General features: G+C 53.5%; 26 protein-coding genes and 2 pseudogenes. 12 read left to right on the forward strand and 16 right to left on the reverse strand.

All coding sequences use genetic code 11. The annotated features are described in order from the left end of the window. Positions 1-15: 15 nt before the first annotated feature. Together CR917_RS16210 and CR917_RS16215 are read left to right on the forward strand one after the other, a co-directional pair. On the forward strand, positions 16-657 hold the full coding sequence (locus CR917_RS16210; RefSeq protein WP_100633711.1) for a response regulator transcription factor: 642 nt from the start codon (positions 16-18) through the stop codon (positions 655-657). Between the two features lie 882 nt (positions 658-1,539). Then, positions 1,540-2,115, forward strand: coding sequence for a TetR/AcrR family transcriptional regulator (locus CR917_RS16215; protein WP_100633709.1), 576 nt, complete (start codon positions 1,540-1,542; stop codon positions 2,113-2,115). Positions 2,116-2,660: 545 nt separating this feature from the next. On the opposite strand, the gene CR917_RS16220 is transcribed toward CR917_RS16215, so the two are convergent. Both CR917_RS16220 and CR917_RS16225 read right to left on the reverse strand, forming a co-directional pair. After that, positions 2,661-2,909, reverse strand: coding sequence for a hypothetical protein (locus CR917_RS16220; protein WP_100633707.1), 249 nt, complete (start codon positions 2,907-2,909; stop codon positions 2,661-2,663). Positions 2,910-3,447: 538 nt separating this feature from the next. Beyond that, complete coding sequence (locus CR917_RS16225; protein ID WP_100633705.1) at positions 3,448-3,765, reverse strand: transposase; 318 nt, start codon at positions 3,763-3,765, stop codon at positions 3,448-3,450. A 273-nt stretch (positions 3,766-4,038) separates the two neighbouring features. Between CR917_RS16225 and CR917_RS27750 the strand changes: the two are divergent. The 6 genes and pseudogenes from CR917_RS27750 to CR917_RS16250 form a co-directional block, all read left to right on the forward strand. Continuing rightward, positions 4,039-4,487: pseudogene (locus CR917_RS27750) on the forward strand (transposase); the annotation flags it as partial. Positions 4,488-4,880: 393 nt separating this feature from the next. Next, positions 4,881-5,435 carry an OsmC family protein gene (locus tag CR917_RS16230; protein WP_100633703.1) on the forward strand — a complete coding sequence of 185 codons (555 nt, stop codon included), beginning with the start codon at positions 4,881-4,883 and terminating at the stop codon, positions 5,433-5,435. 72 nt (positions 5,436-5,507) lie between these two features. After that, positions 5,508-6,281: an SDR family NAD(P)-dependent oxidoreductase gene (locus CR917_RS16235; RefSeq protein WP_100633701.1), complete on the forward strand. Its 774-nt coding sequence runs from the start codon at positions 5,508-5,510 to the stop codon at positions 6,279-6,281. A gap of 95 nt (positions 6,282-6,376) precedes the next feature. Next, entirely contained in the window at positions 6,377-6,967 is a 591-nt protein-coding gene (locus CR917_RS16240; RefSeq protein WP_100633699.1) for a TetR/AcrR family transcriptional regulator, read from the forward strand. A gap of 3 nt (positions 6,968-6,970) precedes the next feature. Next, positions 6,971-7,669, forward strand: a complete 699-nt coding sequence (locus tag CR917_RS16245) for a DsbA family oxidoreductase (protein ID WP_100633697.1) — start codon at positions 6,971-6,973, stop codon at positions 7,667-7,669. Positions 7,670-7,732: 63 nt separating this feature from the next. Beyond that, entirely contained in the window at positions 7,733-8,062 is a 330-nt protein-coding gene (locus CR917_RS16250) for a co-chaperone YbbN (RefSeq protein WP_100634008.1), read from the forward strand. 33 nt (positions 8,063-8,095) lie between these two features. Here the strand turns inward: CR917_RS16250 and kefC are convergent, their stop codons facing one another. The 7 genes and pseudogenes from kefC to CR917_RS16280 all read right to left on the reverse strand — a co-directional run bounded on the left by kefC (position 8,096) and on the right by CR917_RS16280 (position 13,403). After that, positions 8,096-9,919 (reverse strand): glutathione-regulated potassium-efflux system protein KefC, encoded by a 1,824-nt coding sequence (kefC, locus tag CR917_RS16255; RefSeq protein WP_100633695.1) that lies wholly within the window; start codon positions 9,917-9,919, stop codon positions 8,096-8,098. Further along, positions 9,920-10,441 (reverse strand): glutathione-regulated potassium-efflux system oxidoreductase KefF, encoded by a 522-nt coding sequence (kefF, locus tag CR917_RS16260; protein WP_100633693.1) that lies wholly within the window; start codon positions 10,439-10,441, stop codon positions 9,920-9,922. Positions 10,442-10,550: 109 nt separating this feature from the next. Next, entirely contained in the window at positions 10,551-10,769 is a 219-nt protein-coding gene (locus CR917_RS16265; RefSeq protein ID WP_014860756.1) for a 4-oxalocrotonate tautomerase family protein, read from the reverse strand. A gap of 30 nt (positions 10,770-10,799) precedes the next feature. Further along, entirely contained in the window at positions 10,800-11,906 is a 1,107-nt protein-coding gene (locus tag CR917_RS16270; RefSeq protein WP_100633691.1) for an alkene reductase, read from the reverse strand. Positions 11,907-11,950: 44 nt separating this feature from the next. Next, complete coding sequence (locus CR917_RS16275) at positions 11,951-12,283, reverse strand: carboxymuconolactone decarboxylase family protein (RefSeq protein ID WP_014860758.1); 333 nt, start codon at positions 12,281-12,283, stop codon at positions 11,951-11,953. Between the two features lie 316 nt (positions 12,284-12,599). Next, positions 12,600-12,990: pseudogene (locus CR917_RS27755) on the reverse strand (hypothetical protein); the annotation flags it as partial. Between the two features lie 62 nt (positions 12,991-13,052). Next, positions 13,053-13,403, reverse strand: coding sequence for a hypothetical protein (locus CR917_RS16280; protein ID WP_146095018.1), 351 nt, complete (start codon positions 13,401-13,403; stop codon positions 13,053-13,055). Between the two features lie 86 nt (positions 13,404-13,489). Here CR917_RS16280 and CR917_RS27445 point away from each other — a divergent pair, with 86 nt between their 5' ends. After that, positions 13,490-13,651 (forward strand): hypothetical protein, encoded by a 162-nt coding sequence (locus CR917_RS27445; RefSeq protein ID WP_167400214.1) that lies wholly within the window; start codon positions 13,490-13,492, stop codon positions 13,649-13,651. Between the two features lie 165 nt (positions 13,652-13,816). On the opposite strand, the gene CR917_RS27110 is transcribed toward CR917_RS27445, so the two are convergent. The 5 genes from CR917_RS27110 to CR917_RS16300 all read right to left on the reverse strand — a co-directional run bounded on the left by CR917_RS27110 (position 13,817) and on the right by CR917_RS16300 (position 19,090). Continuing rightward, positions 13,817-14,185 (reverse strand): hypothetical protein, encoded by a 369-nt coding sequence (locus CR917_RS27110; RefSeq protein WP_146095019.1) that lies wholly within the window; start codon positions 14,183-14,185, stop codon positions 13,817-13,819. 459 nt (positions 14,186-14,644) lie between these two features. Beyond that, positions 14,645-16,798 (reverse strand): AAA family ATPase, encoded by a 2,154-nt coding sequence (locus CR917_RS16285; protein ID WP_100633686.1) that lies wholly within the window; start codon positions 16,796-16,798, stop codon positions 14,645-14,647. A gap of 274 nt (positions 16,799-17,072) precedes the next feature. Next, positions 17,073-17,723, reverse strand: coding sequence for an HAD family hydrolase (locus CR917_RS16290; protein WP_100633684.1), 651 nt, complete (start codon positions 17,721-17,723; stop codon positions 17,073-17,075). A 316-nt stretch (positions 17,724-18,039) separates the two neighbouring features. Further along, complete coding sequence (locus CR917_RS16295) at positions 18,040-18,336, reverse strand: hypothetical protein (RefSeq protein WP_100634006.1); 297 nt, start codon at positions 18,334-18,336, stop codon at positions 18,040-18,042. Positions 18,337-18,361: 25 nt separating this feature from the next. Then, the gene (locus CR917_RS16300) at positions 18,362-19,090 is read right to left on the reverse strand and encodes a metallophosphoesterase (RefSeq protein WP_100633682.1); all 729 of its coding nucleotides are present in this window, start codon (positions 19,088-19,090) and stop codon (positions 18,362-18,364) included. Positions 19,091-19,382: 292 nt separating this feature from the next. Between CR917_RS16300 and CR917_RS16305 the strand changes: the two genes are divergently transcribed. After that, positions 19,383-19,862, forward strand: coding sequence for a helix-turn-helix domain-containing protein (locus CR917_RS16305; protein ID WP_100633680.1), 480 nt, complete (start codon positions 19,383-19,385; stop codon positions 19,860-19,862). Positions 19,863-19,988: 126 nt separating this feature from the next. On the opposite strand, the gene CR917_RS16310 is transcribed toward CR917_RS16305, so the two are convergent. Beyond that, positions 19,989-20,501, reverse strand: a complete 513-nt coding sequence (locus CR917_RS16310) for a hypothetical protein (protein ID WP_100633678.1) — start codon at positions 20,499-20,501, stop codon at positions 19,989-19,991. A gap of 232 nt (positions 20,502-20,733) precedes the next feature. Between CR917_RS16310 and CR917_RS16315 the strand changes: the two genes are divergently transcribed. After that, entirely contained in the window at positions 20,734-21,186 is a 453-nt protein-coding gene (locus tag CR917_RS16315) for a helix-turn-helix domain-containing protein (RefSeq protein ID WP_100633676.1), read from the forward strand. Positions 21,187-21,802: 616 nt separating this feature from the next. Continuing rightward, positions 21,803-22,003, forward strand: coding sequence for a hypothetical protein (locus CR917_RS27290; protein WP_157811436.1), 201 nt, complete (start codon positions 21,803-21,805; stop codon positions 22,001-22,003). A 228-nt stretch (positions 22,004-22,231) separates the two neighbouring features. On the opposite strand, the gene CR917_RS27760 is transcribed toward CR917_RS27290, so the two are convergent. Then, the gene (locus CR917_RS27760; RefSeq protein WP_100633674.1) at positions 22,232-22,438 is read right to left on the reverse strand and encodes a hypothetical protein; all 207 of its coding nucleotides are present in this window, start codon (positions 22,436-22,438) and stop codon (positions 22,232-22,234) included. Between the last annotated feature and the right edge of the window lie 11 nt (positions 22,439-22,449).

Raw genomic sequence — 22,449 nt, forward strand, 5'->3', positions numbered from 1 at the left:
CGATGGACACCCCCAATGAGCCTATCAACAAAAATTCGTTTAGCCTTAGTCGATGACCACTCGCTCGTTCGCGATGGAATCAAGGCACTGCTTTCAGTAGTACACAACGTGACTGTTGTTGGTGAGGCCGAAAACGGCGCACGCGCCATGGAAATGGTTGAACAGTGCAAGCCAGACCTACTTCTAGTAGACATCAATCTACCAGACATAAACGGTCTTGTACTCACACGAAAAATACGCGAAAAGCATCCTTCATTGCGGGTTCTGGTGCTCAGCATGCACGACAGTAAAGAATACGTCAGCGAATCACTGCGTGCAGGCGCGAGCGGCTACGTGTTAAAAAACTCCCCTTCGAGAGAAATAGTTGCGGCGATTGAAGCGATCGCAACTGGAGGTACTTTTTACAGTGCCGAAATAGCACAAAAACTTCTCCTTGAAGACGGCGAGTCCAGCGAACTAACGCCCAGGGAGAGCCAAGTTCTTTATAAAATGGCTCAAGGACTGAACAACAAAGAAATGGCCCGTGAACTTAATATAAGCGTCAGAACAGTAGAGACGCACCGCCTGAGCATTCGACGAAAATTAAAAATCGACAAACCTGCAGCGCTAGTAAAATATGCAATCGATCATGGAATAATTTCCAGCCAACCACATTGAAAATGTGACGATAACCTAAACAACTATCTGGCTCGCCAAATTGTAATGAAATCGTACCATTTCTCGTGCGTCATTATACACCAGCCAGCCAGCCAGCCGCGCACCAGCAGGACTGGCACAGCCACACTCCAGCTCACAAGGATGCAGCAGTGCCCCATTCCGTGTACCTCTGAATCCAAATTCCTTAGTACTGCCCCGCGACATAAGTGATGCCAGATGGCACCACCCATTGCAAGCCTACCTACTGGATGGTATCCTGACTTCACAAGTCGGAGGAATTTACACGTGGACACAAACGATAAACCACCCACCCGAGCTACCTTTCGGTTCGGCATCAATCGATCGTCGGCTAATAAGCGAATGCGTTACATTGAAGGAACGCAAATCGATCCAAACGAATGCATTTTTTGCGTGCCCGACCTCAATGATGACGTCGTCGAATTAGGCAAGCGGGTGCCAGACGCAGAATCACCCCAGAAAACTCAGTGATCAAGCAAGGCGGCAAACGGCATGACCCCCGTACTCCCGCTCTTGGTAAGCTTTTTCCCGCCCTGCCCTCCAAAAAATAGATAGCCTGGCTGGGAAGCCTCATTGCTCACGTATGGATTTTGATCTGCGCATTCGCAACCAATCCCAACAAAATTCGTTGATCCCGAACCAGTTTGCGTCTTAGCGTTTCTGGCTCATTTCGAAATGGCCTCAGATCAGCCGCCGCCTGGTGGATCGGTAGTCCTAAGCAGGCTCCTAGGCTCGCCAATCCCGCATGGAGCCTATTCGAGATGGGCGCTAAGGGTTAGGAAGCCCAGTGCGCGCATGGCGAGCGCTGTCTTATGAGGGGTGACTAATTTATGATGTCTGGATGACAAATTTGGATGCCGCATCATGAGTACACGTTCAGACCTTTTGACCAGCGCTGAAATTCTGTTGCGCACGAAGGGCTACGCAGCCTTCAGCTATGCCGACTTGGCAGAGGAAATTGGCATCAAGAAGGCGAGTATTCATCATCATTTCCCGACCAAGGAAGGCATGGCAATTGCCATCGTCGAAAGCTATCTGTTTCGTTTCAAGAAGCAGTTGAATGCCATCAATGATGAAAATATTGGCGTTGTTGACCGGTTGAACGCCTTTGCTCTTATGTTCGCGCACAGTAGTGAAAATGGAATGCTTCCACTCTGCGGGGCGTTGGCTGCAGAGCTGCTGGCCTTACCTGAAAGCCTCAAGGCGATAACAAAGGATTTTTTCGAAATCCATCTCACTTGGCTTCAAGATAACATCAAGCATGGCCAGGTTCTGGGTGAGCTTAAGGCCGACCTAGACGTTACGAAGGTTTCAAGATTTATATTGAATGCCCTGGAGGGTGCCAGCTTTGTGTCTTGGGCCATGAACGATGATTACCAGAAGTCTTCTGGGTTTGATTTGATTCTGGCTGGGCTTTTGAATTCTGAAACTAAACATTGATAGTAACCGTCCGGCCAACACATCTTCCCGCCCCACCCGCTGCAAGCCATGGTGTCCACCTAATCGAGTGGACACCATCGCCCTCAATACTGGGGTTTTGAAGGTGCGTTCTTCGACCTCTTACGTGACTCGAACAGGGTCATCTTTCCCTAGCATACGCCTGTATCCGTCCAGCAATTCGCTGAGGGCGTTCGCGACGCCCTCGCCATAGCAACCCGAGGCGCGCCCCAGACGTCACTGACGATTATGCTTTCCATTCCACTCGCTCTAACGCTCAAAGACCGAAAAGGCATCGCCAGGGCAATAGGCCATCAATGCACAGGAACAACTCGAAGCTCAATCTAAAGCAGACGGGGGTTATCCATTGCTGGCCCACAATCAAGAAATCCCGCTACGGTACTCGCCTCAACGGGCAGCCGGAGCCAAGCTCCACCTCGCAAAAACTACCTCATGGCGGGGTGTCACAGGTAGGAGATGAACCGTCGGGCTCCGCAACAGAAATAGAAACGCCCCGCCTGGGCGGGGCGTGGTTACCAGCACCGAACTCAGCGCTCTTTGTTCGCCTGCGAAAGCACGGAGCCGGCCAGGCTCAACACCGTCTGGCTGTGGCCCAACTCACCCAGAATTTTGCTGGCTAGCTCCTCCATCCGAGCACTGGTTTGCTTGGTAGATGAGGCCTGAGAAAGCGCCGAGCCAGCTAGCTCCTTGGCCAAAGCGGAGGATTTAGAGTCAAGCAGTACAGCCGAGGCCAGGCTGGCGATCGAACTGCTGGTTTGTTTCGCATTAAAGCTCATAGTCTTACCTTTTGATCAGAGATTAAGTGCCCCGACCGAGCGCTAGCGCATCGAACCACGCGTCACCTTTCATTTGACGCGGCAGTGCGCAATTCGATGTAATGCGTTCACTCAAGTCAGGTTGTCCAACCGTATGGCTTTGAGAGCGAGTGGATCACGGAACGTTTGGCGACCTAACGTGACCGCTCGCTGAACTCGCCTCCCGTCTAGGGACACGGCACTGCAAACACCATATCTAGGGTGTCTTTGTCGCAGCAACCACAAGATGAGCGATTTCCGCTTAGTTATCAAGCGTTGAAGACACATATGCCCTGTGGATAATGTGTGCATATCCTGTTGGGCGTACAGCCCAAGCTGCATACCGCTTGGCTTGCAGCGCGCCCCAAAAATTTCGAACTTTTTTTTGACGCTGGCCATTACGTGATTCGTCGTGAGGATCTGAAGCGCTCACGCATGCTGAATTGGCCTGCACCTGGTGGCGGAGACGCTCGGGAGATAGGGCGAAAATGATGCAGGCCAGCCTCGTCCCGCTTGGCCTTCAAGCTAAGGCTGCGCAGGCGGCGGCACTGTCGACGGGCCAACTCATTTTGATGAGCGTGCGCGGATATTGGATTTCAAGGCAAATGTAGGCGGGTTGGCCTTGTGATCTGGTCGGGAGCATCTGGGTATGCAGAGGGATGAACGCTGGCTGCAACGCGGTGGATTTCTGCGTGTGCAGGCGTATCCATTTATGCACGAGGTTGGCGTTGAGGCTGGGGCCCAATCCGATGTTGGCGATGGAGGCGCCGGGCTCTGAACACTCTTGAATGACCTGGGCTTTGAAGGATTTGCTGTAGGTACGGCGCTGAAGGCGCATGAAGAGTCCGCCTGATGGGTCAGAAATGGCGTCCACTTAAATTAGGTGGATACCATGGCCTCCGGCGTTTGCATCGGGAAGGTGTGTTCGCCGGCCCCTTACCATTAATTAGGCGTTTTGGGGCTCAGAAAAGCTTGTTCTTCATGCGCTGATTATTGAGAAACCAGGGCAACGCCCTGGTTACATTCTTCACGGACGCACGTCCCCCAACTAATGTAGGCGCACCAGCCACAGATTTGAGAGCGCAAACAACTTGATCAGTCTCGCCGTGCTCTGCAAACACGCCACAAGCGTTTCCTGGCTGAGATGAAACAGGTCGTGCCGTGGCATGCACTGGTTGCATTGCGAACCGCATAATCCAAAAGCTGACAGCGGTAGGAAGCCCTATCCACTGGAAACCATGCTGCGCATCCACCTCTGCAATACTGGTCTCACTAGCGATCCAGCCATGGAAGAAGCGCTGTAAGAGATCACCTCGATGCGCCAGTCTGCACAGCTGACACTCAGCGCCCCGACCCCTGAGGGCACCACGATGGTGAGTTACCGGCATCTGCTGGAAGAGCATCTGCTTGCGAGGGGCATTCTGGAGATCATCGACGACTTCTTCTCGACAAAGGCCTCTCATTGCGCAAGTGGTCGATGGTCGATGCCATCATCGCCACCCTCCCTGTTCGACCAAAAACATGCATGAAAAACGTGCCCCTAAGGTGCATCAGCCGAAGACAACTGCTGCCAGCCTAAAACCCCTCTTGTCTGGTTTATGTTTTCATTAATTATATTAAAAACAACGTCTTGGAGTATTTCACTCTGAGCCGCTACCACCTCTTCGCAGTGGAGCTCCGCACTGTCCGCTGCCAGTTCTTAACGGAGCTGGCCTCTTCCCCTCTGTGTAAATCTAAAACCTCCGAGAGCCTGGCATTTCAGTCGCCTAACCTGCTGAAATAGCAGGTATTTCACCAAGCTTAAGATACGAGCCTCTTCGGATCGAAACGTCGCCGCATGCGTGCGCACACTTCACGGGAAAAGAATTTCTTGCGCGCCAACCTACCAGTTGGTAGAGTTGTTTCTCAGCGAACAACCTACCCCCGTAAATGCGTGCACCGAGGATCTATCAAATGACTACCAATCTGAACGGTATTGACGTAGCTGCCCTGCAACAATTTGCCCAAGCCGTTGCTGAGGATGCGAGCAAGCGCCACGCCAGTTTCAACGTTAAGACCGCGTGGAAAGGCCAGACCCGCTCTGTAGCCAAAGTCAGCCGTTATAGCCTGGCCGGTGAAACCTACTCGCGTGATTTCGAAATCGCCGCCGATGAACCCAATGAACTGCTGGGCGAAAACACTGCGCCTAACCCTCAGGAACTGCTGATGGCTGCTCTCAACGCCTGCATGTCGGTCGGCTATGCCGCCAATGCCGCGATGATGGGCATCAAGATCCACAGCCTGGAAATTGAGACCGACGGCACTCTCGACCTGCGTGGCTTCCTGGGTATCGATGAAAGCGTTAACCCAGGCTACGACGAGGTAAGCGTCGTAATCCGCCTGCACACCGACGCCTCCCGTGAGCGCGTGGAAGAGCTGCACAAGGTGGTGCTTAAGACTTCGGTCAACTACGCAAACTTCTCTAAAGCCATCCGCATGCTCCCTAAGCTCGAAGTCATCGAAGGCTAACTGTCATGGCCGCAGGTGTGTACGGCACCTGGCGGCCAGCGACCTTTCGGTTATCTGGTACTGGAGTCTGTAATGAACGATTTTTTTAAAGGCAAAAAACTGTTGGTCGTGGGCGGCACAAGCGGCATGGGCCTGGAAACAGCACGCCTGTTTTTGAAGGCTGGTGGCAGCGTGGTTCTCACCGGCAGTAAACAGGATAAAGCCGACGCTGTTCGCGCTGAGCTGAGTTCGTTGGGGAACGTATCGGTGATCGTTGCCAACCTCATGACCGAAGAAGGGATGAATTTCGTACGCAACGAAATCAATGCCAATCACAGTGACATTGGCTTCATGGTGAACTCCGCAGGCATATTCATTCCGAAGCCTTTCATCGAGCACGATGAGGCTGATTACGACATGTATCTGGATTTGAACCGCGCCACGTTCTTTATCACGCAGGCCGTGGTCAAGAATATGCTCGCCGCCAAGCGCGAAGGTTCCATTGTCAACGTCGGTTCGATTGGCGCCCAAGCTGCACTGGCAGGCTCTCCAGCGACTGCTTATTCGATGGCTAAGGCGGGTCTGCACGCAGTCACCCGAAACCTGGCAATTGAGCTGGCGCACTCCGGTATCCGAGTTAATGCCGTGTCTCCTGGCATCGTTCACACCTCGATCTATGAAGGTTTCATGGACAAGGACGCGATTCCGGATGCGATGAAGTCGCTCAACGATTTCCACCCGCTGGGGCGTGTCGGTGTTCCCGAGGACGTCGCCAACACCATCCTCTTCCTGCTCTCGGATAAAACTTCCTGGGTGACAGGTGCTATCTGGGACGTTGATGCAGGGGTGATGGCAGTACGGGCCTAATACCGTAGCAAGCGCTGCATATAGCGCCTCTCAGTGAGGCGCTTTCCCAGTGCACTGCCTCCGGTGGAAAAAGGTGCTGGCTGTAGGAGTTCCAAATGCCTATCACGACAAAAGCTGCGCTCATGAGTTACGCGGAAACCCAGATGCGTTCAAAGGGTTACTCAGCATTCAGTTACGCTGATCTCGCTGCGAAGATCGGTATCAGAAAAGCCAGCATTCACCATCATTTTCCTACGAAGGAGTGCTTGGGCGCAGAGCTGATCAACGATTACATCTCCCGGTTCAATGAAACGCTGGCCTCAATCGAAGCCATGTATCCCGAGCCACTGCAGCGTCTGCAGGCCTTTTCTCGACTTTTCGTGATCAGCGCGAATGATGGGCTGCTGCCTTTATGCGGCGCCTTGGCTGCGGAAATGGCTGCGTTGCCGTTGTCGCTCCAAGGGCTCACGCGGGACTTCTTCAACTCTCAGCTCGCCTGGCTCCAAAGCACCCTGAATGACGCAGTCCGCCAGCACAACTGGTCGCTGGGAACAACGGCTGAAAACTTCGCCTTCATGCTGTTGAGTATGTTGGAGGGAGCAAGCCTCATTGATTGGACACTCGGTCGATCAACCGACCCTTTGGCTGGTTTTAACCATTTGCTTGAAATGGCGGCAATTCGGTCTTCATTTCTTCGTGCAGGATAGATTATGAAAACTCCTTCGAAAAAATACGTTGTCGATATCTGGTCTGATTATGTGTGTCCTTGGTGCTGGATTGCCAAGCGCCGCTTTGAGAAAGCACTTGAATGCTTCCCAGAGAAGGACGACGTACAGGTCAACGTTCGGGCCTATCGGCTGGCTGCCAACCATGCTCCGGAGCCGATGATTCCTGCCTTGAAGCGTAAGCTTGGTAACGCAAACTCCGCTTTATCGATGATGAGTACCGTCAGTAAATATGGCGAGGTCGACGGGCTTGATTACCGCTTTGACACCATGATGTTTGGCGATACTGCGGATGCTCATGTGCTGGTAAAAGCTGTTGAAGACTCGGAGGTAAAGAAGCGTCTTGTGGAAGCGCTGTACGAGCAGAGTACAAGCCACGGTAAGTCCCTTTTTGATCGCGCCAGCTTGGCGGCGATTGCTAAAGGCGCAGGTGTGTCGGACGAGTCCATCCAGCTGGCTTGGTCATCTGCAGAGTTGCGCGCTGAGATGAAGGCGGATGAACAGTTTGCCGCCCAATTGGGTTCCGGCGTACCGCTCTTCGTCTTCAATAATGCGTTCTCGGTATCAGGCGCACAGACAGACGCATCCTTTCTTCAGGCGTTGAATCAGATGGCAGCTGAGGCGAAATCCCTGGATAGCTCATCAATGGGCCAAGTCTGCGGGATCGATGGCTGCAAAATTTGACTGGCAATGGATGGCGGCATTCTCAAGGTGCCGCCTTTCCTCAATACAGAACGAGAAATCCAGATGAGTCGTATCGTTGAGTTGAGCGCTCCCCAATTTGCTCGCTTCGTAGCCAAAGGGAGCAGTGTCGTAATGTTCTCAGCCTCCTGGTGCAAACCTTGTAAAGAGATGAAGCCGATCTTCTTGGAACTGGAGGGAAAACTCCATTCTCTAGCGGTCTTTGGAAAGATTGATATTGCGGTGTCTCCGACAATTGCGCCGATGTATGGCATCCGCTCTGTGCCGTCCTTGGCGGTGTTTCACGAAGGCCGCTTATTGAAAGTCTTCGCTGGGTCTAAGTCAGTTTCAGCCTTGAAGAAAGCAATTATCACTGAGCTGGAAGACGCTAGCTAACGGAGCGTTCTCCATAACTCGCAGTCTGGCCGGCTATTCACCTCTCGGTGCTGAAGACTCATTTTTTCCTGGGCCTGCGTCAATTGGATGAGCACGATCTTCGTTGAATATTTCCGTCAGTAAAGCGTTGGCTCGTTTGTAAGCGTCGTACTTGAATTCGGTGTCATCAGCGGGCTGAGCGGCCATTTCTTCCAGCATTTCCAAATTCAGGCGACGGAACCGATCCGCACGCTCACGAGCCTCGTAGCGCCCTACACCCAGTTGCTCCAAGGCTCTACGCCCAAGGGATAACGCGCTTTCAAAAGTTTCCCGCTCGACGGCCTCTATGCCCATCTGGCGCAGGGTAATGCTATGCCCCATATCACGAGCACGCACCACCAGTTTCAGGGATGGAAAATGCTCTTGAGCCAGCTCGGTCAGTGCCAGGTTATCGTCCTGGTTGTCGATGGCGTTGATCAGCACCACGGCTTTCGCGGCACCCGCAGCGTGAAGTAAATCGAGACGTGTGGCATCCCCATAAAACACCTTCACTCCGAATTTTCGCAGTGTCTCGATGTGGTCGGGATCATGATCCAAGACCACTACCTCAAAGCCACAGGACATCAGTAGACGCCCAGCGATTTGACCGAACCGACCGAAGCCAGCAATGATGACCCGAGGATTGCTCTGATCAATGATGTCCGATTCCTTGCTACCCTGTTTGCCCGACGAGTCCAAGTGATTGAGCAAGAGGATCAGCAGAGGCGTTATACACATGGACAGCGCCACCGCCAACGTCAGGCTTTTACCCCAAGGGTCGATCAGGATGCCGGCGACAGTCGCTGCGCCAAATACCACAAAGGCAAACTCACTGCCTTGGCCGAGGAACACCGCCTGCCACGAGCGCTGATCACTTGGGACACTCAAGAAACGCCCCAGAAGCTTTATCACGAGCAGCTTGATCAGGATAAAGCCCAACGTCAGAGTGATGACTTTCAAAGGGGCGTCGATCAGCGTTCCGAAGTCAATCGACATGCCTACGCCGATGAAGAACAGACCCAGCAATAATCCCTTGAAAGGCTCGATATCGCTCTCTAGGGCATGACGATATTCCGAGCTAGCCAATAGAACGCCCGCTAAGAAAGCACCCATGGCCATCGATAAGCCTGCCTTTTCCAATAAGAGGCCGAATCCGAATACCAGGAACAGCGCGACAGCACTAAAGATCTCTCTCAGGCCAGAGCGCGCTACAAAGCGAAGGACGGGTCTGGATACGTACTGACCCAAAAGAACAACTGCGACAACTGCACCTACGATTTTCGCGATAGACAGGGCCAGTTCCGCACCCGAGGGCGTGCCACCGTTTGCGGCCAGCAGTGGAATCATAGCCACCAGGGGAATCGCCGCGATGTCTTGGAAAAGCAACACGGCAAAGCTGCTTCGACCCACGGCGGTCGAGGTCATGTTCCGCTCATTCATGGCCTGCATCGCGATAGCTGTCGACGAGAGGCTCAGCGTTAGCCCTACCAGCAGCGCAGCTGTCCAGTTCAAGCCTAGTGCAGCGCAAAATATTGCGATGGCTGCACCACATGCCAGCATCTGCATCGCACCACCACCGAACACCATCCGGCGCATAGCCCAAAGACGCCTGGGGTCGAGTTCGAGACCAATGATGAACAGCATCAACACCACGCCAATTTCAGCGAAGTGCAGTATGGACTCGACGTCGGTCACAAGCTTCAAGCCCCACGGGCCGATTAAGCAGCCGGCTATCAGATACCCCAGAACCGGGCCTAAACCTAACCGAACGGCAATTGGGACTATCAAGGCAGCTGAGCCCAAGTAAATGAGCATTTCAATCAGGCTATGAGTGTCCATTCAATCTTCCTTCCACGAGGCCAGGCGCTCGCCGTAATGGCGGATCTGCTTGAGCAGTCCGTCTTGGTCTGCTCTATATGCACCATGAACTGCGACTGGGCTTAACCAACGCATTCCACAGTAATTCGCGGTTGCTTGAAGAGGCTGGGACAGCACCGCGAAACCCGGATGGTCACCGCCTTCAAAATGATCATGCTCTCCGCCCGTGGTCACGGCCCACAGGAGATTTTTATTTTTCAAAGCAGTAGCACCCGCCCCGTAGGCCCAGCCCTGCGTGAAGACCTTATCGATCCACAGCTTCAAAAGTGGGGGGTAGCTATACCAATACAAAGGATGCTGCAGAACCAGCAGGTCTGCTTGCTCCACGGCCTTCTGTTCAGCTTCAACGTTGATGTTGAAATCGGGGTATAGGTCGTACAGGGAACGGACTACAACATCGGATTTGTTAGCTGCGAACCTGAGCATCAACGTGTTTACGTTGGATTTCTCAGGGTAAGGATGGGCGTAAATGATCAGAATCATGACGTGATTCCCCACAAACCTGGCGTTCTTCAAGAACGGAAAAAGCCCCCTGATCGTTGAGCGTAAATACACTCAGCGATCAGGGAGCTAATGGTTTGGCGATGAAGCCTTATTGGCCTGCTTGCAGCTTCAGCACGTCCTGTGCAGTGACTGGATTGCCAGCGATGCCCCAGTCACCGCTCTTAACCTCTTCGAAAATGACCCAGGTCAAGGCACGCATGTTTTCGCCTTCCACCGACACCATGGCGTCAGTCACTTTGCGAATGACCTCGGCTTTTTGCTCGTCAGAAAAAACCCCTTCAATACCTTTAATAGTTACGAGTGGCATGGTGTTCTCCTAAATGTTTGGGATGGAATTTCAGGCTTTTGCTGCTGTGTATTCAGGGTAGTCCGTGTAACCCTTATCAATCGAATCGCTTACGCCGTAGTAGGTAGCGCGATCACCCTCGGCCAGCGGCCAATCGTTCTGCATGCGCTCGACCAGATCCGGGTTGGCGATGTAGGCGGTGCCGAAAGCGATCAGATCGAGTTCGCCTTTGGCCAGCTCAGACTCTGCGATCTCTTTGGTGAAGCCGCCAGCAGCCATCAAGGTGCCTTTGTAAGCGTCGCGGAACGCAGCACCGAAGCCTGGGGGCGTTTGCGCGGCCAAGATGGTCGGTTGGTAGTTCAGGTGAACAAATGCCAGCTCTCGTTCGTTGAGGGCAGCCGCCATGCTCATCCAGGTTTCTTCTTCGCCTTCGTACACCCCGAAGTCGTACAGGCGACCAAACGGCGAGAAGCGAACGCCAATCTTCGAACCACCAATTTCAGCAGCAATCGCGTCAATTGTTTCCAGCAGGAAGCGCTGACGGTTGGCAATAGAGCCACCGTACTGATCAGTGCGAGTGTTCAGGGCGCTGCTCAGGAATTGATCGAACAGGAAGCCGTTGGCTGCCATGATTTCGATACCGTCAAAACCTGCGTCCATCGCCATCCGCGCGGATTTAACGAAATCCGCAATGACCCGTTTCACTTCTTCAGTTTCCAGGGCGCGAGGTTCGCTTGGTTGAACAGGCCCAGATTTGCCCGGTTCGATCCAGGCATACACCGTGGTGTCTACGGCAGGCACTTTGCCCGAGGAGACCGGTACCAAACCATGCACCGAGACATGGGACATACGCCCTACGTGCCAGAGCTGCGCAAAAATCTTCCCGCCTTTGGCATGCACAGCGTCAGTGACATTGCGCCAGCCTGGCAGGTGCTCATCTTCGTAAATGCCGGGGGTGTACAGATACCCCCGAGCCTCGTCGGAGATAGGCAGGCCTTCGGTGATCAGCAAGCCGGCAGAAGCACGTTGCGCGTAGTACAGCGCGTTGGATTCATTTGGAATGTTGTTCAAGGTTCGGGTGCGAGTCATGGGGGCCATGACGACGCGGTTTTTGAGCGCAATACCGGACAGGTCGTACGGAGTGAACAGCTTATTCATGATTAATCTCGACGTCGTTGGAAGGTTGAAAGTCAGCGTCTGATTCAGGACTTATCAAACGCGTCGAGCACGTGGGTGCTGTAGACCAGCGCAGCACCGGCGTTCATGTTGATGGCTACACCCAGGGCTTCAGCTACTTCTTCACTGGTAACGCCGAGCTTCTTGGCCTCAGCTGCGTGGAAAGCGATGCATCCGTCGCAGCGAGTGGTCACAGCTACAGCCAAAGAAATCAGCTCGCGGGTTTTGGCGTCCAGATGGTTCGTCTTGCCGCCAGCGGCGCCTAGCGCAGCCATGCCTTTCATGGTTTCAGGGGACAGGCCATTGAGCTCAACGAGGCGAGTGTTGATGTCTTTGCGGGTTTGCTTCCAATCTTGCATGAGGCTCTCACGTGGGCGTTAACGCCCGGCAGGTTCACGGGTTGGTTTCGACTATGAGCATACGCTACCATCTAGTTGGTAGGCTTGCAACGCCTCATGCTAAATTCACGTCATTACGCAGGATCGAGGTGACAGTATCGATACGTGGCCAATGATATTTTGGTCGAAGGCGCCTGGCCATGACTGCGCACCTACCTATAGGTAGCCATCTTCAAAAAGAAGATTCGAATGAGCGTAGGCAGTGCAAAGGCTCAAGTGGAGCGATCCATATTCGCGAAATGTGGTTGAGGCTCGGTCAGAGTCAAGCCTGGCCTTATCAGGGTTGAAGGCACTGAATAGGCTCTGGGCTGAGCCCTGCGAGGGTGCGCCGGCAATAGGCTCTGTACCGCATGGAACAAGCCAGTGAGACTATGGCGGCATAGCCTCTGGCAAGCTTATCGAAGCCCGGAGGTTCTCTTCAGCCAGCCAAACATGCGCTTGGTGATGTTGCGCTGTCGATACTTGGGCTGATCGAACACTCTGGGTAATCTAGGCTTGGGCTTGCATTTCTTCGAGCGCAGGGAGATGGCGGGCTGCATTCGCTATTGGTCGCATTAGCGGCGTAGCGCTTCGACGTTGTAGCCCTTGTAGGTAAGCAACCATTTACGGCGCTTACGCGGGCGGCTAGGTTGGCTCGATGGAATGCTGACCTCGTCCAACAGTGGCTGGACGTAGTTCATTCAAAACGGGGCCCGGTCAGCATCAGATTGATTCTGATCGACGCCGTTATTCATACACCAAGATCTCCCGCAAAAAAGGCATCTCTCAGAGCAGGCGTGCCCTCATGCTCAAAGACGAGCTTACGCAGTAAATACTGCGCGAGGTATGACCGAAGACGGGATCGGAGCTGAACATAAGGTTCTGCATGCCCCACATCGCTATCAGGCCAGCGAAGCTTCAAGGCGTGTCTCAAACTCATCAGTGTCTCGCCGCCGAGTGTGTCCTCGTAGAGCCGGGTCAAATCGTCGAAGCCAGCGGTGCGCTTGTAGCCGACCAGTGCCTCACTCAGAATCAAGCTAAGCGAATCCGCGTAGACCTGCCACGCCCTTTCCCACACCAGCTTTTCCACATCACTGTCCAAGCACAAACCTCGCTGCTACAGCACAACTACACCGTGCCCACTAGAACACGGCACGACATTTAACAGCCCTGGAATTGAGCCTGAGCATGCACATCGAATTTGACCTGAATCAGAACGACCTGGAAGCCCTCTTGCGCCACTGCCAGGCCTACAGACCAACAAGCAGTGATCCTCGTGAGAATCAACGCCTGCAGGATGCGCTGGAGGCGTTGGAGCAGGCCTTGGTGGAGGCAAATGCTACTCGGTAATCCGAGGACATCATTATGCAGATCAATATGCTGATAACCAGAGGCAAGGACACCCGTATGCACTAGGGAAAATAAGGCGGCGCAACTCCAGCGTCGCCGTAGGTTGTCTGACATGGGTGCATTTTGAGACGGAGCTACTCCACTCAAAAAATTGGGTTCAGCTTGTTATTTGAAGTCAAAAGCAAAAGCAGCGGCCTTACGGCCAAAAAGACGATCTCCCCTACCGGCCCTCGCCTCGCCTATCGGCAAGGCAATTGAGGCCTGAAAAGCGCTCAGATCAAAAGCGAAAAGATCGGCCATCACACCGTGTCTTATCCAAGCATCATCGGTGGCGCCGACACGGTAGAAAATCTTTTTGCTCTCAAATATAGAACTCCGTCTCGCTTTAAAAATTTCAAGAGGGGGGGGGTGGCGAAAACGTCGCAAATTGATAAGAGATGTCGCAATTGAACAAGGTTGTCCAACGCTGTCCTTGGAATGTGACATTTTGACGATTGTTACGATGGTAGTAGCTTTCCCCAATTTGGGGTTCATCAGCAACGCATCAAAGGCCTGACGGGCGCCAAGTTAGGAGGCTGGTACGTCATCTGGTTACGCGATCGGCGGCCAGGTCTGGCAATAAGGAAGGGCCTGAGGGAGGGGGTGCAGCTACCACCTCGGTACGTTCAATTAACGGCGCGGAAGGGAGCGCATGTGCGTGCACACGATCTCCCATTGCCCCAGCCGGAAACGGTTGTACTGGCGAACCAAGACAACTTTTCCATGATCGGTCATGGCGTATTCTCCATCTGATCTCAGCGGGCCGCTGATAGCCTTTACACGCCACGTGCAAAGCGAGCAGATGAGTGCCAGGCAGGAAGGAGAGTCCTTTGGTGGTAGCTGCAGGCGTAATGCTATCAGTGGAGGGCCAGCCTGAGAAGACTCGCATTTACTTTGGTGGCCTTCCCACCTTTCCCCATACCGGCTTCGAAAAACCATCGCCTCCAGGCAACCTCATGCCATCATCTTGTCGAAATGAGCTTCGAAATTCGTTTCGACGAACACGTCCTTGAAACGATCGATGAAGGTGGCAGGATCGATCTCTCCAAAGTCTGTGATGTTGACCGCATCAGTATGGGACTCGCGGTTGATGTAACGAAAAAAGGCCGTGAATTCCGGCTTGTCCTCGCTGAGCTTCATTAGCGCCTGGCGCAGCGTGGGTGCCTGGTGCACGAAGCTGAAGTAGTACTCCAAAATGTTACGCATCATGTTCGGCATCACGTTGGGGGACGTCCTGCCTTGCAAGGCGTCCTTGATCGTCTGCCAGCACGCCTGGTAGTCATTCTGAATTTCCCTCTCCTCCATCGCCACTACCGAGCTGTATTCAGACTTGGTAATACGGAACAGCGCAAACGCCTTCTCCCCATCCTCTTTCAACAGCTTCACCATTTCATGGAAGAAGAAGAGGTTGTGCGTGAGTATAATCACCTGCTTGAAGCGCTCCTTCGGCATCAACACCTGGCGCCTGATCAAGGAAGCTATGTCGTACACGTAGTTATGGGAAAGGCTCGAAATCGGATCGTCGATGACGATGATCCGGTCACTCTTGAGCCTCCCACCTCCAGCACCCATTTCGCCATTGCAGACTTCAAGGAAGTAGAGGAATGAGATCAGTGTTTTCTCGCCCTCACTCAGGGTCTTGAACACCCCCTCAGTCTGACCTGGACGCTCTAGCCGGTATTGGGGTACTGCCCCCTCCTCCCTGATCAGCGTAAAACCCTTCAGTCCGAGCATCCGCAACCAGTATTTGATGTTCTCGACCGCTTGGTCGATGTTTGTGATGGACGCTCTGGACGTGCTGACGATGCCCTGCTGCTCTTGAATACGATTTCTGAGGGCCTGCACTTCATCCTTGGCCGCTTGGCGTACGCGGCCTTGGGCCTTTTCAACTTTGTCGAATGTCACGAAAAAGGCGTTGCACGCACCTCTGTACCATTTCCAGAAGCGTTGCTTAATGCTCTCTTCATGCTGCTTACGGTTTTTTATCTTCCCGTTGACCTCGTCGATCTTCTGCTGCTCCGCGTCGATCACAGAATTCAATTGAGCTGTTAAAGGAACGGTGGACTCCAACGTCGTTACTAGCGAAGGACTGGCGATTTTCCCGGCCAAGGCTTGGAGGTTATTTTGGAGCACAGCTTGCAGCTTGGAGACATGCAGCTTGATTGCTTGATGCTGATACTCCGGAGCCTCGCACCGACGTAGAAACTGCTCGACTCCGCTCCGGTACCGGCCTTCGAGTTGTCGCAGCACATCCAGGCGTTCCTCGTAGGTCTTGTCGAAGACTTTACGAACCTCAGCGTAAAAATCCGGTGGCAGGTTTTGCTGGCAAAGCGGGCATTTGTCGTGTGCTTCTGTCTCGTAACGCAGGGCATGCTTGACCCAGTCCGAGTTTCCCAGCTGCTGAATAAACGCAGAAAGGTAGGAGTTACCTGACCCGGTGATGACCTCTTGCAGAATCGGATCCCCCTCAAGGCTTTGCGCTTGAAACGCGAGCTGCGGGATACCTGGCAGTTCCTGATCGCTGAACTCCTTTAGCGCAGCGGCCTCAGCCAACAGCACTTGGGCAGTTTCGGAGGAGGCCTCCAGCGGTACACTGCGTACGTGCTCTAGCAATCGCTCCTTTGTGTTGAGCAACTTGAAGCAATAGGCCAGTGCAGTACCATCAAACTCGCGCTTGGGCTTCCACACATTCTCCAACAGTACCTCGTACGCGGCGTCATTAACCTTCTTGCTGTTAACTCCCTTCTCCATTTCAGCGTCATGGGCGATCGTAAGCTCAGCAATGGATGCCTCTGCCGTCGCCAGTGCCTCTTTGGCCTCAATGTTTCCCTCATTGAGCGTGAATACCCCTGGCTGAGAAGTCGCTTCCTGGAAGTTCTTCTCCATGAAATGATGGTTGTAGACCAGCACCTCGCGACCGACCTTGATCGGCTCCACCCCGCAGACGCTATAACAGGCCTCGCCTGGGGCTTGGAGATAGTTGCCAATGGTGGTTTTGCCTGTACCGTTCTGGCCATAGAACAGGCTCACGCGCTTGAGCGGAGCAATGGACACGGCAGCGTCAGGCGAGTAGCTGGAAACATTGCGGAGAAGGATTTTTTCGAGCATGGCACAGTCCCTGGCAGAGGCAGATCCAGCTCAAAGATAGGCAGAAACCGTGCGATTTCATAGGGCCAGCACGCGCTAGAAAACAACTATTCGTGTCGCTAGTGTGAATCGGGGAAGTGTCAGGGGCAGCAGGCTCGTGCCGATCTGGCTCAGCGTCCATTCACAGGGCTGATCAGGGTGGCTCAGCTAGAGAGCTGGGCCGGCTGCGTGGGTGATGATCAGAGAGCGTTCTGGGCTGACCTCTGGTTGGCTCTGATCATTCAGTGGTTACTGCTCAACCGGCGCGATTGTGGTCGGTGACCAGGTTGGCGAATTGCACAAGGTCGCTGATATGCCCCTGGCCTGACCGATCCAAGTGATGCCCCACGATTCCCACAGCTCTAGGGCCATCCCTGTCGCATTTTCTGGAATCGCCAATCATCACCACTCGGGCTTTCTCTCGGGCTCTTTGAATCTCCGCATGGCGGGCGTCCACCCCCATCTCTCGGCAAATGTGCAGGTAGATTCTGGGGTCAGGCTTCATGACCCCAAGCTCGTAACTGAAAGCGTGACATTGCACGTGCGGGAAGGCTTTCCTGATAACAGGGCCGTAGGGCTGGGCTAGGTTCGAACAGATGCCAATGAGCAGCCCCGCTTCCTGCAGTCGGTCAATCACCTCAAGGGCATCAGGGTATGGCTCGATTGATGCCAGTTCCTCGCCCAACGCATCGTTCATCTCCGCTCGCTCCGAAGAAGAAAGCTCGATCCCCAGATGATCAGCTACCTGGTCAAAACTGAGGTTCGCTGTCATCACGAAATGGGTGCTGTCGGATGTTAGCGCCAAACCCTGTCGGCGGCCTTCTTTAAGCAAAGCGCCGTAAGGGTTGGTGCGTTGACCGATGCGAACAACGGTACCGTATGCATCGAAAACGACTGCTGAAATCATGTGCCCTTCTTCCTGTCCAGCCTTATTCAAAAGCCATTGTTCAGATCAAGTAGTAGTAAGACGAAACTGAGCCCGAGCCTGTTCCGCCACCCGTTTTCCTCAGGACTTAGCCCGCCAGAATTGGACTGTAAACCATTTTTTTGACCTGTAAACTAAGTAGGTTTACACATCAAAAAACCGGTTTACACAATCCAGAACTAGGAATCGACAGTCCACTGGCTGTCATACGAGCCCGACTCCGCGCGAAAGCGATTGCCTCATCCAAGAGCACACTGGCCCCGGGCACCCCCTCCTCTGGTCGATGATCCGGATCATTTCAGGGGCAGGGATGAGTGCTAGCCTCATCGGCTTCGAGCCAACTCACGACGACGTAATGATCACGCCCACAAAGGCTCTGGAGCAACACGAAGCCCTGCTGCTCAGCGACAGCCATAGCCGGGGGAGTGGCGACGGTCTCGCCATCACCGATGAGGCCCGAGCGATCCGCGAAAGCAATAGCCGAGTAACGCGCACCTACCTTGGCGACATTAGTAAGGTAGGCATCGATGATCACGCCCCACTTGATACGCTTCGCTGCTAAGACTTTCAGAGGAATGGGGTGCTCGTCGCTCACCGAGCACCTTGCTACTGTCGACACTTCAAATCTCCAAAATTTTAAACGGGTTAAAACCGGTTTCTTCTTGGGGGTATCCACGTGGATTCGAGATCAGCCGGCACCGCCCGAATGGTCGATCGATCGAATGGTGGGTATGCCCAAAAATCCAGACGTCTGCCTGGTCAACTAGCTGGTGCCATCGATTGAAATAGGCAGCGCTCAAATGCCCAGAATGCTCTGACCCAGAGGCCTCTGGGATAGGACAGTGATGGGTTACGACGACGGTCTGGCCGGCGTAGGGAGTCGCGAGCTTTTCGCGGAGAAACTCGTACGACGCGCGATTTAATTCGATGAGATCTGCAGGCCGGATACGTCGGTACTCACTGCCCGTACGGATCATCCGAAAATCGTTCATTCCCCCCAAACACGCACTGGAGGCTGCCATCACATCCCCGGTGCCACTGAAATCTGTCCAACACGTCGCGACTAGAAATCGAACGTTGTTCGACGTCCAGACCTGGTTATCCAGGACGTGGACATGCGAGGCGGCTACGGCTTCCATTTTTTCGCGAGTACGGGTGAGATGGCCTTTGTAAAATTCGTGGTTGCCGCTGCAATAAATCACATCACTGCTGAACGACTCATTGGCCCACTTCACACCTCGGTTCAAGAGATCAATATCCCCTGCCAAAATGACAAGATCTGCATCGACGCTCGGAGGGCTGAAGCAGTCGAATTCGTTGTGCAAATCCGAGTAAATCAAAATCTTCATTCAGGAACCCTTGCCTGAGCCGGGGTGGCATGCCTGGCCGACCGCAGAGCCTGCTGAGGGCGGTTCTGCATGGCCTTCCATTTGACGGTTTATCGCTATATTGAAGTTCCGTGAAGCCTGACTAGGAGCCCTACTCTCCCCGGTATTCACAGGCCTGGAGGGAGCAACTGATACAGGGCGAACCTCCCTTCAAGGAGACGATCACGCGAAAACAAAGTCCGATAATGACAACTATATATGGTGGAACCAGACTGAGCAACATGGCCTTATCCTCGATTTTTGAGGATGCCCCATGACGCTTAAGCTCGGCGTTGCTGCAGTGCTTCGAACGCTGCGAAGCGGGCAGCGCCTGACGATTGAAAGCGTCAACGATGCCACCAGCCGCCAGTACTTGACCCAGCTTGAGCAAGCCAAGTCCAGTATCTCACTTGAAAAACTTCAGGCGATCAGCACTGCCTTGGGCATGAGCCCGCTCACCTTCATCGCCCTCACGCTCTCCGTCACCGGCGAGGAGTCGGCGCAAACACTTCTGAAAACCGCCCAAGGTGAACTGGACGAATTCGAAAAAGCTGGTGGAGTACAAGCGCTGCAGCACCAGTTCAGCCAAGGGGCGGTAGCTTCTCGACGCCCAGGTCGGCCCGTGGATCAGGATCGCTTGAACAGCGTTTTGCGTTGCAAGGCTGAGGGGCTTACTCAGTCAGCAACTGCTCAGAAATTGGGTATCTCCAAGCAGACCGTGCATGAATTATGGAAGCGAGAGGTCGGCCTGTAGGCCAGGCACTAAGCAGATCTGAGAATTCCCGGCGATCAGAAAGACCTGAGGAAATAAAGTCAGAGGATAGCGAGCGCGTGTTTCGTAGCCCTGGCTGCATGTAAACACCCACCGCCCCAAAGACATTTATCTCGACCAACCCTCCCCCACATTAATACCAAGCTGCGAAAAATCTTGCAGAAGACGCTTGCGACTCAAAATTGCAGGGATCTTGAAAATCTGCTTGTAAGCCTGATAGAGGCCAAAGGGGATCAGCAAAAGTCCCGCCCCGAAGGTTGCAGTAGCAATGACTATACCCGCAGGGATCGAAGCAACGCCAATCAGAACGCCAGCCCAAAAACCGGATCGTGACAACTGACGAACTTCGTCCAAGTCATATTCGACCGTGCCGTTTTTGGTTTCAAACGCGACCAGCACAACGGCGGACTTATGAATATTTTTAACATACCACGTCCTTGGCACATCAGATGCAAGCGCACCTCTGCTCTCAAGGTATTTAGGAATAATTAGGTTTTTATAGTAGAAAATTTTGCCTGACTCATCCAACAAGCGAACCTTTTTGTAGAGGCGCGCACAGTCTTGAGACGAATGAAATTCATAATTTTTTACAGTAGCTGTTACTTTCTTCAGCTCCGACATCCTAGCGTTCCTTAATGCCTGTTCCGTCGACAATTTTTCGATCAGCCTTGGTGCCTGAAGGCGACTGTATGAAAGCCACCACCAGGCTCATGCGCCACCGGTGGGTAAGGCTTCAACTGGCCTGTGCGCAACTCACCTCGGATAATGATGGCGAAAAGCCCATACGTTTCAATATATAGATTTGTATGGATTCAGGCAAACGCGGCATACCGTCTGTTTTTGGGGTGCCGCCATGTCGATTCAGGAAGGTTTCGCCGCAGCGCTGCGGCTGATTCGAATGACCAAAGGGCTGAATCAGAAGGATTTAAGCGGCACAGTTACAGGATCGCACGTCAGCCAGCTCGAAAGCGGCAAAACCTATCCAACGGTCAAGGTGGCTGGTGACCTGGCCCAGGCTCTGGATCTCTCACCCTCAGCATTACTCGCTGTTGCCATGGCTTGTGATTCGGGGGCCACTCCAAGGGCCGTGCTTCTGCAGGCCATCAAAGATCTGGAATCGCTCGGATTGATTGACCAGGTGCCTCCTGCTTCAGCGGATGCCCTGGATGGAACCCATCCGACTAGTCTTCGAGCAGCCGCTGTTCGCGCCAAAGTCCAGGAGCTCAAGAGGCAGGGGCTAAAGCAGGTCGAGGTGGCCAAAGAACTGGAGCTACCTAGGACGACAGTCCAACGGCATTGGCACTAAGTTTGTTAATCCGGGTCTTCAAAGCCAAGTCACTGAGCCTCCCCGCACCTGTAAAAGCTAGCTGAAATTCATCCTCGACGACTGGTGAAGGTGTTCGCACGCAGGGGCGAGGACTTCGACGACGCAGCGCTGGAGTGCGCCGCTGCCATAGGCTCGCTTCGCCTTGCCAAGCGTGTTTCGGAGAGGCTGCTGGTCGGAGCACCGGAACAGCGCGCAGCGAAAGCTTCCAATTTTGCTACGGTTGCTTGTGATGGCCAAGCAAGCGGCTAGGCTGATCGGCGATCGCCACCTCCAAGCTGGAGAACGCAGACTTCTTAGCTCAACAGCAAACCGCCTAGAGCTGACCACCTTCTGCCGATGCTGCCATATATAACGGAGGACAGTTGAGACCGCCAGAACCAGATTTCTTGACCAAGCTGTTTTAAGCCACTAGCGAACATGGGAGCTGGAGGGTTGTGTGCATCGTGATCAAACGATGCTGAACGAAAGTTAGATGGGAGCCGTAGGGACACACTATTTGAGGCATATCAACAACTTGCCTGCCGGAAAGCCACCGACAGCTAGTAACAAAGCTAGTTACCTTTCCACATACCGCGAATAAAGTTTCGCATCCCTCTTGAAAGCGCCCATCAACAGCAATAAGATCTTCATGCACCACCAACATCCACATCAACACAAGGAAGATTTTATGGCGCTTAAACCAGGCCCAAAGCCGATTGCCAAGTCAACCGGCGAAGTAGATAAACGTCGCCGTGACAATAAAGACACGCAAGGTAACAACCCTGACTTGAAGCCGAGCAAATCTTCAAAGAAATAGCTTGTTACAGACAGAGCTACTGTAACGGTAGCTTTTGTCATTAAAGCCTGCAAGAGACCGACGAGCAGCCGGACGGTTGAGTTATCGTTACTTTTGTAAATTACTTGCAGGCTACCTACTTATAATTTTACGTACTCTATTTCTTGCTCTTCAGAGAAGCTGAGTGGCCGTTTTTTGCATTCTTCTATCGGTCTCTGCAAAGCATGGAGCCGACTATCCAGACGCCCATCAGTGAGTAGTCCCGCCGCCACTGCCGAATGCCCTCATTTGATAGTCTGTTACAGACTGGAACAGAGCCTCGGCAATCAAGCGTAGCCTTTCCACTTCGATTGCGGGCGCGCCAGTGCCCTGAGCTTGATGGTAACGGCGCATCGCCTCAACTGCCTCAGAGTAGGCTGGATGGTCGGGCGGCAGGAGATCGGACAGTTTTGGCATAAATGCTCCGA

The sequence above is a fragment of the Pseudomonas sp. BRM28 genome (genome assembly GCF_002939405.1).
Classification (GTDB): Bacteria; Pseudomonadota; Gammaproteobacteria; order Pseudomonadales; family Pseudomonadaceae; genus Aquipseudomonas; species Aquipseudomonas palmensis.